Below are 12,788 nucleotides of genomic sequence, written 5' to 3' on the forward strand. Positions count from 1 at the left end.
GCGCCATGTGCCGACCAAGGTCGGCATCTACCGGGTAAAGACCCCGCAGCAGTGTCTGGTAGTCGCCCACCTCGGTGGGCGCCGTGCCATGTGCCGACCAAGGTCTGCATCTACCGGGTAAAGACCCCGCAGCAGAGTCTGGTAGTCGCCCACCTCGGTGGGCGTTGCGCCATGTGCCGACCAGGGTCGGCATCCACCGGGTAAAGGCCCCGCAGCGGTGTCAGGTAGTCGCCCACCTCGGTGGGCGTTGCGCCATGTGCCGACCAAGGTCGGCATCTACCGGGTAAAGACCCCGCAGCGGGGTCGGGTAGTCGCCCACCTTGGTGGGCGCAGTGCCATGTGCCGACCAAAGTTGGCACCTACCATATCCGGTCAACCGTGCAGGTCGTAGCGATCCAGCTCCATCACCCGGGTCCAGGCGGCGATGAAATCCTGCACGAACTTCTTCTCGCCATCGGCGCTGGCGTAGACCTCGGCCAGGGCGCGCAGCACGGCGTTGGAGCCGAACACCAGGTCGGCACGGGTGCCGGTCCAGCGCGCAGCGCCATCGCTGCGGCCGCGGCCTTCATAGCTTTCGCGACCGGTCGCCTTCCAGGTGGTGCCCATGTCCAGCAGGTTGACGAAGAAGTCGTTGCTCAGCGTGCCGGGACGGCTGGTGAACACGCCGTGCCTGCCACCGTCGGCATTGGCACCGAGTACGCGCAGGCCACCGACCAGGGCGGTCATTTCCGGTGCGGTGAGGGTCAGCAGCTGAGCCTTGTCGATCAGCAGCGCCTCACCCGGCACGCTGTAAGCGCCCTTGAGGTAGTTGCGGAAACCATCGGCAGCCGGTTCCAGCACCGCGAACGATTCGACGTCGGTCTGTTCCTGGCTTGCATCGGTGCGGCCCGGAGTGAACGGCACGCTAAGGTCATGGCCGCCGGCCTTCGCTGCCTGCTCGATGCCGACGCCACCGGCCAGCACGATCAGGTCGGCCAGCGACACCTGCTTGCTGCCCGCGCCGTTGAACTCGGCCTGGACCTTTTCCAGCGCGGCCAGCACCTTGGCCAGCTGCTGCGGCTGGTTCACCGCCCAGTCCTTCTGCGGTGCCAGGCGCACGCGTGCACCATTGGCGCCACCGCGCTTGTCCGAACCGCGGAAGGTCGAGGCCGAGGCCCACGCCGTGGACACCAGCTCGGCCACGCTCAGGCCGGTCGCTGCGATCTTCTGCTTCAGCGCGGCGATGTCCTTGGCGTCGATCAACGGGTGCTTGGCTTCCGGCACCGGGTCCTGCCAGATGAATTCCTCGGCCGGATTCTCCGGGCCGAGATAGCGCGCACGTGGGCCCATGTCGCGATGGGTCAGCTTGAACCAGGCGCGGGCGAAGGCATCGGCGAACGCCTGCGGATCAGCAAGGAATTTCCGCGAGATCTTTTCGTAGGCCGGGTCCATGCGCAGCGACAGGTCGGTGGTCAGCATGGTCGGGCGGTGCTTTTTCGACGGATCGTGCGCATCGGGAATCACTGCGTCCGCATTCTTGGCGACCCACTGGTGCGCGCCGGCCGGGCTCTTGCTCAGCTCCCATTCGTTGCCGAACAGGATCTCGAAGAAGTCGTGGCTCCACTGCGCGGGGGTGCGGGTCCAGGTGACTTCCAGGCCGCTGGTGATGGTGTCGCCGCCCTTGCCACTGCCGAAGCTGTTGGCCCAGCCCAGGCCCTGGCTTTCCAGGCCCGCTGCTTCCGGTTCCTTGCCGACGTTGTCGGCCGGGCCGGCACCATGGGTCTTGCCGAAACTGTGGCCACCGGCGATCAGGGCGACGGTTTCCTCATCGTCCATCGCCATGCGGCCGAAGGTGTCGCGGATGTCATGCGCGGCCAGCACCGGATCGGGATTGCCATCCGGGCCTTCCGGGTTCACATAGATCAGGCCCATCTGTACCGCGGCCAGCGGGTTTTCCAGTTTGCGCGAGTGCACATCGCCATCAGCGTCGTCATCGGACACCAGCACGCCGTGGTCCTCCTGCACGCCCTCCGAGCCGTGCTTGTAACGTACGTCGCCACCGAGCCAGGTGGTCTCGCGGCCCCAGTACACGTCCTGGTCCGGCTCCCAGGTATCGGGACGGCCGCCGGCAAAGCCGAGCGTCTTGAAGCCCATCGATTCCAGTGCGACGTTGCCGGTCAGGATCAGCAGGTCGGCCCAGGAAATGGCCTGGCCATATTTCTGCTTGATCGGCCACAGCAGGCGCCGTGCCTTGTCCAGGCTGACGTTGTCGGGCCAGCTGTTGAGCGGAGCGAAGCGCTGCTGGCCGCGGCCACCACCACCACGGCCGTCATCGATGCGGTAGGTGCCGGCGCTGTGCCAGGCCATGCGGATGAACAGGCCGCCGTAGTGGCCGAAGTCGGCTGGCCACCAGTCCTGCGAGTCGGTCATCAACGCCTTCAGGTCGGCCTTCAGAGCGCTGTAGTCCAGCCCGTTGAAGGCCTTGGCGTAGTCGAAGCCCGCATCAAGGGGATTGGAGCGCGTGGAGTGCTGGTTGAGCAGATCCACGCGCAGCTGGTTCGGCCACCAGTCGCGGTTGGTCGTCGCATCACCGACGACGGCATGGTTGAACGGGCACTTCGCTTCGCTTTTCATGGGTCTCTACCTGTGGGCTGGCGAATGAGGGAATCAGATCGCTTACCCACCATAGGCATCGCCTAATGATGGGTAAATTCGATTGATTCAACCGATGCGATAGTGGCCGCCTATGGCAGGCAGCGCTTGCATCGTTGTGCGCGATCAGCGCTTGAGCAGGCCCGCGCCGAGCTTGAACAGATCGCTGGCGCCGAACTGGCCATCGCCGTCCTGATCGAGCGCACCGCCGAGCAGGCTGCCGATGCCGCCGCCGGATTGCTGTGCTTCCTGCCCCAGGGCCTGGCTGAGCTGGCCGGCGTTGCCGCTCTGGGCAAACCGCTGGGCCAGGAACGACATGACGATGGGGGCCAGGATCGCCAACAGCTGGCTGGACCTGCCGCTGTCCAGGCCGGTCTTCTGGCCCAGCACTTCGGCCGCCTGCGAGGTCTGCCCACCGAACACGTGGCCGAGGATGCCGGCACCGTTGGTGGCGTTGCCGCCGCCACCGCCCATCACCGCGCCGAGGATGCTGCCGATGTCGAAACCGCTGCCAGCACCGCCACCGCCGCCCGAACCGAGGTGGTCGCGCTGCAGGGCATTGAGCAGGGACTGCGCACCCTGCGGCTCGCTGGCGTTCTGGCCCATCGCGCCGAGCAGCAGCGGCAGCGCGCTGCCGACGGCCTGGGTAGCCTGGCTGCTGTCCAGGCCGAGCTGCTGCGAGACCTGCTGCAGGCCTTGGCCCTGCTGCAGCTGCTGGAAGAGGGATGCAGCAAGGGATTCGGTGTTCATGGCGGTCTCCGGTCTGTGAAGGACGAACCGCCCGAGCATAACGCCGTGTACACGACGGCAATGCGAAGGCTTCATGGCGGGCGTCCGCCGGGCAGGGCCGGCGGAACCTGCGGCCTGCCTTACAGCAGCGCCTTCAACCGGTACAGCGCTTCCAGTGCCTGCTTCGGGGTCAGCTCGTCCGGGTCGATCGCGGCCAGCGCCTCCTGCGCCTTGTTCGGCGGAGCGGCAAACAGCCCGAACTGCTGCGGGGCATCCAGCGCCTGCGGGGCGAGTTCGGCGGCATGGCTTTCGCCGCCGCGCTGTTCCAGTTCGGCCAGGCGTCGGCGCGCCTGTGCCACGGTGGCACGCGGCAGACCGGCCAGGGCAGCCACCTGCAGGCCGAAGCTGCGGTTGGCCGGACCGTCCTTCACTGCATGCATGAACACCAGTGCTTCGCCGTGCTCGACGGCATCCAGATGCACGTTGGCGACGCCGCTGCGGCCGCCTTCGTGCTGTTCGTCGGCCAGCGCGGTCAGTTCGAAGTAATGGGTCGCAAACAGCGTGTAACAGCGGTTTTCGTAGGCGAGGTGGCGCGCTACCGCGTCGGCCAGGGCCAGGCCGTCGTAGGTGGACGTGCCGCGGCCGATCTCGTCCATCAGCACCAGCGAATGCGCGGTGGCGTGATGCAGGATGTAGCTGGTTTCGGCCATCTCGACCATGAAGGTCGACTGCCCGCGGGCAAGGTCATCGCCTGCGCCGATGCGGGTCAGGATGCGGTCGATCGGGCCGATCAGCGCACGGCTGGCCGGCACGAAGCTGCCGATGTGGGCCAGCAGCACGATCAGCGCGTTCTGCCGCATGTAGGTCGATTTACCGCCCATGTTCGGGCCGGTGATGACCAGCATGCGACGGTCCGGGTGCAGGTCCAGGTCGTTGGGCTCGAACGGCTGGTCACGCACCGCTTCCACCACCGGATGGCGGCCGCGCTCGATCTTCAGGCACGGCTCGGCCTGCAGCTCCGGGCGCGCCCAGTCCAGCGCCTGCGCACGTTCGGCGAAGGCGGCCAGCACGTCCAGTTCGCTGAGTGCGGCAGCACACTGCTTGAGCGGCTCCAGCTGGGTGCCCAGCGTGTCCAGCAGCTGCTCGTACAGGTACTTTTCGCGCGACAGCGAACGGTCGCGGGCGGACAGCACCTTGTCTTCGAACGCCTTCAGTTCTTCGGTGATGTAGCGCTCGGCGTTGGTCAGTGTCTGCCGGCGGGTGTAGTGCACCGGCGCACGGTCGGACTGGCCCTTGCTGATTTCGATGTAGTAGCCATGCACACGGTTGTAGCCGACCTTCAGGGTGGCGATGCCGCTGCTCTCGCGCTCGCGCTGCTCCAGGTCGACCAGGAACTGGTCGGCGTGGGTCGACAGGCGGCGCAGCTCATCCAGCTCGGCGTCGAAGCCATCGGCCAGCACGCCACCATCGCTGAGCTTGAGCGGCGGCATGTCGGCGATCGCGCTGGCCAGCAGGTGGGCGCATTCGTCGTGTTCGCCGAGCGCGGCGTGCAGGGTCTGCAGGCGCGGTGAATCCAGCGGTGCCAGCACCTCGCGTACGGCCGGCAGCAGGCCGAGGCCATCGCGCAGGGTGGAGAAGTCGCGCGGCCGTGCCGAGCGCAGGGCAACGCGGGTGAGGATGCGTTCAAGGTCGCCGAGGCGGCGGAACTGTTCGCGGATATCTGCGTCCGCGCCACGGTCGATCAGTGTTTCCACCGCGTGGTGGCGCTGCACCAGCACCTCGCGCAGGCGCAGCGGCCGATGCAGCCAGCGGCGCAGCAGGCGGCCGCCCATCGGCGTCACCGTGCTGTCGAGCACGCCGAGCAGGGTATTGCGGGTATCGCCGTCGACGCGGGTGTCCAGCTCCAGATGGCGCCGCGTTGCCGCGTTCATCGCGATCGCTTCGCCGGCGGTTTCCATCGAGATGGACGTAAGGTGCGGCAGGCGCTGCTTCTGGGTTTCCTCGACATAGCCGAGCAGGGCGCCGGCAGCGGCCGTGGCGCGCGGCTTGTCGTCGATGCCGAAGCCGCTCAGGTCATGCAGCTTGAAGAAGTTCAGCAGCTGGCGGCGACCACTGTCGGCGTCGAACAGCCATGGTGCGCGGCGACGCACGCCGCTGCGCTGGCGCAGGAACTCCGGCCAGTTCTCCTCATCCGGCACCAGCAGTTCGGCCGGCTCCAGGCGCGCGAGTTCGGCTTCCAGCGCGTCATCGGTGTCCACTTCGTTGACCAGGAAACGGCCGCCGGCCAGGTCGGCCCAGGCCAGGCCATAGCCGCTCTTGTTGCGCGACAGGGCCATCAGCAGGGTGTCGCGACGCTCGTCCAGCAGCGCTTCGTCGGTGACCGTGCCGGGGGTGACGATGCGCACCACCTTGCGTTCGACCAGCCCCTTGGCCAGTGCCGGGTCGCCGATCTGTTCACAGATCGCCACCGATTCGCCCAGCGCGACCAGTCGTGCCAGGTAACCCTCGTAGGCGTGCACCGGCACGCCGGCCATCGGAATCGGTGCACCACCGGAGCTGCCGCGCTGGGTCAGGGTGATGTCGAGCAGGCGCGCGGCCTTGCGCGCGTCGTCGTAGAACAGCTCGTAGAAGTCGCCCATGCGGAAGAACAGCAGCAGGTCCGGATAGTCGGACTTGGCTGCGAAGAACTGCTTCATGAGCGGGGTATGCTCTGCCGCGCTTCCGGATTCCTGCTGCTTTTCAATTTTTGACATATTAATCAATACTTTAAGTGATCTGTTTGACAGCAACTGTGGACGAGTAGGGACATCTGTTCCCGTCTTTGGACAGTCACCTGTAGCGCCAAAGTAGCGCCCTAGGATAACGTCCAGCGAAACAGGGTCCACCCGGAGCTACACGATGGAAAACAAGGCCTCTCGACGTCTGGCGCTCACGGCGACCATGGTCAAAGAGCAGCTGTCCTTCACGCGCGTGCCGGAGGTCAACGCCGACGGCAAGATCGTCAAGTTTGCCCCGAATACGGATCAGAAGCGCTATGTGGTGTTCGACAGCCACCGAGATGCGCCGGTTGGCTTTGGGGTGGCGGTGAACAGAACCGGGATGAGCTACATCTTGCAGCGGCGCATCGGTGCCCGTGTGCTCAAAGCGACCTTGGGGAACTGCCGGGACATCACCCTTGCCAAGGCCCGCGAAGACGCCAAGGTTGCTTTGGCCTCCATGCAAGCTAGTGGTAAAACGCCCGCCCAGGCCAAGCAAATCGACAAGGACGAGATCCGGGTAAGCCTGATGACGGTTGAGGCGTGCTTTGCGCTCTATCGCCGTCACCTCATCGAGCGGGCAAGGCCAGCCAAGGACAGCAGTCTTCGGGGGCTGGAATATGCGGAGAAGCGGCTCGGCCGGGCTGAGGTGGATCTGTTGGATCTGCCTATCGGTGACCTGGTCAACGAACAGCGGATCTTGGACGCGTTTGACGAAATCGCCAAGGGCAAGCGCCATCTGGCCGAGGGGACCAAGCGGGCGAATGCCACAACCACGGCGTTTGATAAGCCAACCGTCACCACCGCAGAGCTGACTTTCCGTTGGGCCAGTCGCGCCGTGGGCTACTGCATGGATCGGGAAAAGCGCATTGCCGCCAACGCGGGCCGGTCGCCTTCGCTGCAGATCAATCCCTTTACGGTGCTTCACCAAGAAGGGCGCTACCGAACGCGCGAGCAGTTGGAGGCGGACTATGAAGCAAGCCAGGCCCGCAACCCGATGCAGCTTCGCGACGGCTCACTGGGGCGCTTCTTGACGGCGCTTTGGGAGCGGCGAAAGGTTGATAACTACCGCACGGCGTGTGACTACCTGCTTTTGACGCTTCTTTGGGGCGCCAGGCGGGGTGAGGCGGCCCCGTTGAAATGGCGCCACCGGATCGATAAGCGAGATCTTTCGATCAGCTCTTGGGTGGATTTGGAAGGGGGGTGGGTGTCTTTTGCCAATACGAAGAATGGCTCTACCCACACGCTTCCGATTGCGCCAGGCGCCAAGCGCATTTTGACCCTGCGCGAGGAGACGTCTCGGAAGAGTCAGTCTCCTTGGGTCTTCCCCGCACGGAGCAGCAGGGCGGTTCAGGGCCACTACTTGGATAGCAAGGCAATCTTGCAGGGCCTGAAAAAGGCCGGCGAGATCGAAGCGCTTCGGACCCACGACCTGCGCCGAACCTTTGCTACAGTGGCCGAAGAAGTGGCTTCGTATGCGGTGGTGAAGCGGCTTCTCAATCACCGTAACAGTCGGGACGTTACCGGCCGATATACAAAGGTGGACGATGCGCGGCTACTGGAAGAGATGACCCGGATTGAAAGGGTTATCCTCGGTGCAGATCCTCTGGTGGCTTCAATGCTTCTTTGATCCTACTGATCTAAATCGGAGAGAGGTTGATGGCAAAGGGAAGAGCCAGATTGTGGGAAGACTCGATTGTCGTTGCGCTGCGTGATATGCAATGGATGAATTACCTGAATACCGAGAAGTCCAAGAGACTAGGTGATGGTGATCCGCGCCTTAGGGGAGTTGTCCCCCCAGGCTTCGCTAAGCTGGACGGGAACGCAGAATCAAGGATTGGTGACGTCACACTGCTGACCGAGGATGAGCGGTTCTTCATCTTTGAGGTCAAGTCCGAGCGTGTGCGAATTCGAGACGAGTGGCGCAAGGGCGAAGCGTTTAAGCCGAAGAAGGTCTATCGGAGGCTCAGCGCGCTGGTAAACGATGTCAACAACGAGGGCTTGGGCAAGTCCGCCAGAAACTTGGAGCTCTCGCTTCGTGGTCACTACTTCGTCTATTTCAACGCAGCTGAAAGCAATGATGGCGTCGCGGGAACGATTTTTGCGGAGCCCTATATCACTGGGTCCATAGCGCACCGGACGGATGCGGAGAAGCTTGTAAGTCAGACGATGCGCCCTCTTCGTGAGATGAAGATTGGCGTAGTTATAAAAGAAAAGCTACTCGGGCGTGCTCGACTAGATTTCCTGTTCAACCACTTCGCAGAGATTTCAATAGGTCGCGGCGACTATGGGAAAAAGCACAATGTTGGCCTCGACAAAGATGAGTTCAGTGAATACGTTAACTTTTTGTGTCACAGAAGTAGTCATGAAAGTCATAAGTCGAGAGTTTCTGAGGATGAGTCGGAGGGCACTGGGGAATGGAAGGATGACGAGGAATGGACGGCTAGTCCCGAGCCGCTCCACATGATCATGCTGTCGAGCTCGGGCGCATTCTTTCGCGTCGTTTCCGACACCAACCACCTTGCGTATCTACTGGATCTGAAAGAACGACCAGCGCCAGCGGTAAAGAAGAGCATGTCGAATGTCGCAATGGTGAAGCCCGCCTATCCCGCTCAAAATGGATCTTCGTAGGGGTCTGACGCACCTAGTGGAAAGTTATGCGGGAATTGCCAAGAGGGCTCGAGGAGCGCTTGGCTCCATCTTTTGTTGCAAGTGGCCAAGGCCCGGTCAGCCTCTTCGCAAGCTTCCTGTTGATCAAGCCTATGAAGCGATGCCAGGTAGGCCTTAATCCAGAATTCCTTCTGGCTCATTTCTTCGTGAGCGGGGACGTAACGCAAGGTTCGCATAAATTCTCCTTGATTATTTGGCTACTCTGTTTAAGGGACTATTTGTCAATGTCAAGGATGTTGCGGCGACGGACAAGGAAGCATCGTGAACGAAAGCAATGACATCCCATTCCGATTGACCCAGATTGCGCAAAAGCGCCTGACCGCTGAGCAGCTCGCGGAAGTGCGCCGCCGTTTGGAAGAGCGCCCCGAAGACGCCGACTTCAATGCTGTCGAGGCGGCGATATATGTGGGAAGAAGCACCAAGACTTTGAAGCGCGCGATCGATGCGGGAGTCGGACCGGCCAGGGCGAAGAACCCTGACGCCAGTGGCCTTTACGCAACCAATCGCCACACGCGCTACCGTAAGGGCGACCTAGATGCGTGGCGTTCGAGCCTGATTGGCTTTGCGGTCGAGTTCCAGCGATTCGACGACCTGACCTCTGATGCGCCTTGGATCGTCACAAGCGAGGGAAAGATCTGGGGACACATCTTGGATGCCGAGAGCGTCGATGACGTCCTGCGTGCGCTGAGTGATGAAGCGGTTGTCCTTGCCCCTCTCAACGAAGCACTGAGAGAGGCGTGGGCAAACATGCCTGCCCGTCGTCTTTACGAACGGGTTGTCGATGATCTTTGGGCGCAGGAGCGTGCCGCCATCAAAGCCGCAGGGGAGCGTGACGAACTTCGTTCGGAGCTGAGCACGGGATCAGAAGGGCCACGATGAGCAAGAGAAGGTGGCAGACGCAGTTTTCTCGGCGCCGCAAGAAGAATTTTTGACCAGCTTAGTAAGGAGTTTACTGCTCTTTGGGCCTTGACGAATTCGATTATGGCGATACGTTGGAAGGATGAGTAATAAGAACAGAGAGCAGTTCTATCGAGGACTTAAGAAAGCGATCCATGAGGGCGATTTGACCACGGTCGTATCTCTCTGCGAGAAGCAAAAGGATGTAGACGAGGCAGCTCGAAACGCCATCGTATTGGCGATCAGGCTGGATCGTGACAAGGTCATTGAGCAGCTCCTACCGCTGCTGACGGGCTCCTGGCAGAGCGAACCATTGAATGAGGCGGCTAAAGCAGGCAAGACGGAGTGGGCGGAAAGAATAAGCCAGTTCTGCAGCGTCGAAAGCGGAGATGCGCTTATCCTCGCAGCCAGGCATGGGCATGTTGAAACGGTCAAGCTGCTTATGCGCTCTTGCAGCCCTTTGGCGGGCGACTCGCAAGCGCTATATGAGGCCTCACTTCATGGCCACGCCGATGTCGTCTTCCAATTGGTTTTATTCTCGGATGCTAAGGCTAGGGGAAGTCGAGCACTGATCGCGGCCTGCAGGGCAGGTCATCTGGAAGTGGTCAAGCACCTTCTACCGTTCTCGTCCAAGGTCCAATGCGCGCAGCGGGGATTTGAAGCTGCGGCAGAGCATAACCATGAGGCCGTGATCAAGTTCCTGATCGGGGCCGGACTTCCCGATCCGGAGGACACGTATAGCTTGGGGTTGAACATTGCAGCCGCTAGGGGGCATGCCCCCTTGGTCCGAACTCTGCTTTGGGCCATTGTCCGAACCGGCTTTGCGCCGCGCGACTTCGGCCAGGAGGCCTTATTCGTTGCCGCCAAGAATGGTCATGCCGAGGTGGTGAAATCGGTAATGGAATTTGCGCATAAAACTGCTTATCCCGAAGTGGCCCTATACGCTGCATTGCTCGGCGCACACGATGCGGTGGCTGATCTGTTGGTTCGCCGGGTCAATCTGGATCACGTGCGTGAGCTGATCTCAGACGAGGTCGTTGAGGTGAGGCTCGATCGATCAATCGCGAAGGCTGGTGCCGCAGCGCAGAACAAAGAACTGCGATTCAACGAGAAGAGTCGGGAAAGAGAGTGTGAGGCGGCGGCCGGAGGTCATCCTAAGAAGCCGCATCCTGCGCGCCGGATATGATGCGAGCTTCAAGCATACTTTGCGCAGAGCCGGAGTGGCGTTGGGTCACGGGAGATCGAACTAATGACACTGATTAGCAATCAAGACAGCTTGGAGGAGGGATTTATTCGCTCTGCCCTAGAGATCATCGCCAACCCTGGCAAAAGGTCGGTCATCATTGCGCGATCAGACCATCAAGCGGTCCGTGAGCTCTTGGATCAGGCGCCGGGCGGTACGCGCTTTACGCAGTCAATGGCTGAGTTCTACTTGGCCATTCCACGGCGGCAATTCGAAGCTCTAAAGCGCACGCATCTCAACCCGTTCGCCCACGCCGCTGGTCGTCCGAAGATGATCAGCAAGGGCGAGCTTTTGACTTGGTTCGGCCGAATGAATAAGTCCGTGCACGCCATTGCAGGCGAACTGGAAGGACGTCTTGGCAGAGCGGCTAACGGAACGCCATTTATTGTCATGCGGGACGCCAGCAAAAAGATCAATCGCATCATCTCGCATGTCGGCATCACAACCCTGGACATAGACGCGATTGAAGAGGCCTTTGCACGCGGCGCAAGGATCGCGGCGCTTGGCGTTGATCAAGCGTTGATGCTGCCTTGGGCTGACCTTGCCGAGAAGCGCCTATGGCGACAGGCGTATCGGATCCATATCGACCGATCTCATGCAGAAATGGTAGCGCTCTTGGATAGGCAGGAGCTCGATGAAGCCACGGTCACAGCGCCTGAATCGATCGTCAGCTAGACGGTACGGTTCCGTACTCGATGGTCTAAGGAACTCATTGTAACTTTGTTTCCGAAGCCGGGCAGGGTGCTCGGCAAGGAGAAATCACATGAAGTACGAAGTTGAGTTCAATGGCTTTGCGCAGTGCGCGCACTACTTGGAAGTCGAAGCCGAAAGCCCAGAAGAAGCCTTGAAGATGGCCAAGGAGGCGATCCTGTCGGACGCGTCGTTTGCCGTCGAGGAGTGGGTGAATGAGCCCACAATCGAGAGCTTGAGCGAAGATGGCATGCTCATTGCCAGCAACTACGAGTTGGATATCGCTAACGTGGAAGACTACGAATGACAGCGGGGATTTTTGCGTAAAGGTTTCAAGCGTTGGACTGACAATTCACGCCTTCGCAGCATAAGTCTCCTGCGAATTCCTCTCCTGGTAGCTCACAGCCGAGGGCTAAAAACCTGCCGCGCACGTTGACAGTTTAGAGCGTTCATCTAACGTGGATGAATGGATCAAGTTTCGAACTCTGATAGATCAGCAACCCCGTCTGATTCTGAGAATAACCAAGACGAGGAAGAACGCCGCCATCTGTTGATTGCGGTGTTGAGAGGTGACAGCTCTGCTGTGACGCTGGCGCTGGCATCGCTGTCGGATGGGAGGAGCGCGCAGCACGCGTTGAGAGTGGCCGCAGGTTTAGGTCATGCCGAGATCGCTTCGATGATCATCCGACGTGCTCTTCCCGATGTTGCCGATGCCCTGGATGGGGCATTGGCAGCGGCGATCAACGACAGTCAAACTGCGACCGTCCGTCAATTGTTTTTCGAGGCATCACGGTTCGCTCAGCCGCCTGCACTGGTGAAGTCCCTCTATGCCGCTGGAACTGTCGGTGCTGTAGATGTCATCGATAAGATCATGTTGTCGTGTCGCCCGTCGAACAAATCGCTTGTCACCGCTTTTCGTCTGGCGCTGGTCGAGAAAAGGTGGCCGGCTGCCGTGCATATCTTCGATGGGGGCGATGCCAGGCTGTTTGATCGGCGGATAACCGAAGCCGATCGGAGATGCATGGATACCTATCGGGCCCTTCGGCGGTCGGACGTTGCCCGGGACGAGTTGGATCTGTGCACCAAACCGCTGGCACCGAAGCGTAAGCTGCCACAGCGGAGAATTTGAGCAGTTTCATGGGCGCGTAAGCACGACCTGGGGCGATATAGCG

General features: G+C 61.4%; 10 protein-coding genes. 7 read left to right on the plus strand and 3 right to left on the minus strand.

Going from position 1 to position 12,788, the window contains the following annotated elements:
• Positions 1–372 precede the first annotated feature (372 nt).
• The 3 genes from katG to mutS all read right to left on the minus strand — a co-directional run bounded on the left by katG (position 373) and on the right by mutS (position 6,056).
• Positions 373–2,613: a catalase/peroxidase HPI gene (katG, locus tag CLM74_RS06335; RefSeq protein WP_105163674.1), complete on the minus strand. Its 2,241-nt coding sequence runs from the start codon at positions 2,611–2,613 to the stop codon at positions 373–375.
• A gap of 144 nt (positions 2,614–2,757) precedes the next feature.
• Positions 2,758–3,381: a DUF937 domain-containing protein gene (locus tag CLM74_RS06340; RefSeq protein ID WP_105163675.1), complete on the minus strand. Its 624-nt coding sequence runs from the start codon at positions 3,379–3,381 to the stop codon at positions 2,758–2,760.
• A 119-nt stretch (positions 3,382–3,500) separates the two neighbouring features.
• Complete coding sequence (gene mutS, locus CLM74_RS06345) at positions 3,501–6,056, minus strand: DNA mismatch repair protein MutS (protein ID WP_234003429.1); 2,556 nt, start codon at positions 6,054–6,056, stop codon at positions 3,501–3,503.
• 202 nt (positions 6,057–6,258) lie between these two features.
• On the opposite strand from mutS, the gene CLM74_RS06350 reads away from it, so the two are divergent.
• The 7 genes from CLM74_RS06350 (at position 6,259) to CLM74_RS21450 (ending at position 12,745) form a co-directional block, all read left to right on the plus strand.
• A complete protein-coding gene (locus CLM74_RS06350; RefSeq protein WP_105163677.1) occupies positions 6,259–7,746 on the plus strand; it encodes a tyrosine-type recombinase/integrase in 1,488 nt (495 codons plus the stop codon).
• A gap of 29 nt (positions 7,747–7,775) precedes the next feature.
• A complete protein-coding gene (locus CLM74_RS06355) occupies positions 7,776–8,747 on the plus strand; it encodes a hypothetical protein (protein ID WP_234003430.1) in 972 nt (323 codons plus the stop codon).
• 300 nt (positions 8,748–9,047) lie between these two features.
• Complete coding sequence (locus CLM74_RS06360) at positions 9,048–9,665, plus strand: hypothetical protein (RefSeq protein WP_105163679.1); 618 nt, start codon at positions 9,048–9,050, stop codon at positions 9,663–9,665.
• Between the two features lie 121 nt (positions 9,666–9,786).
• Positions 9,787–10,869: an ankyrin repeat domain-containing protein gene (locus tag CLM74_RS06365; protein ID WP_105163680.1), complete on the plus strand. Its 1,083-nt coding sequence runs from the start codon at positions 9,787–9,789 to the stop codon at positions 10,867–10,869.
• Between the two features lie 63 nt (positions 10,870–10,932).
• Positions 10,933–11,601, plus strand: a complete 669-nt coding sequence (locus tag CLM74_RS06370; RefSeq protein WP_105163681.1) for a hypothetical protein — start codon at positions 10,933–10,935, stop codon at positions 11,599–11,601.
• A gap of 88 nt (positions 11,602–11,689) precedes the next feature.
• The gene (locus tag CLM74_RS06375) at positions 11,690–11,923 is read left to right on the plus strand and encodes a hypothetical protein (RefSeq protein ID WP_105163682.1); all 234 of its coding nucleotides are present in this window, start codon (positions 11,690–11,692) and stop codon (positions 11,921–11,923) included.
• A gap of 159 nt (positions 11,924–12,082) precedes the next feature.
• Positions 12,083–12,745, plus strand: coding sequence for a hypothetical protein (locus CLM74_RS21450; protein WP_158684107.1), 663 nt, complete (start codon positions 12,083–12,085; stop codon positions 12,743–12,745).
• The last annotated feature ends 43 nt before the right edge of the window (positions 12,746–12,788 follow it).

Origin of the sequence: Stenotrophomonas sp. MYb57 (genome assembly GCF_002966815.1) — a bacterium.
Taxonomy (GTDB): Bacteria; Pseudomonadota; Gammaproteobacteria; order Xanthomonadales; family Xanthomonadaceae; genus Stenotrophomonas; species Stenotrophomonas indicatrix.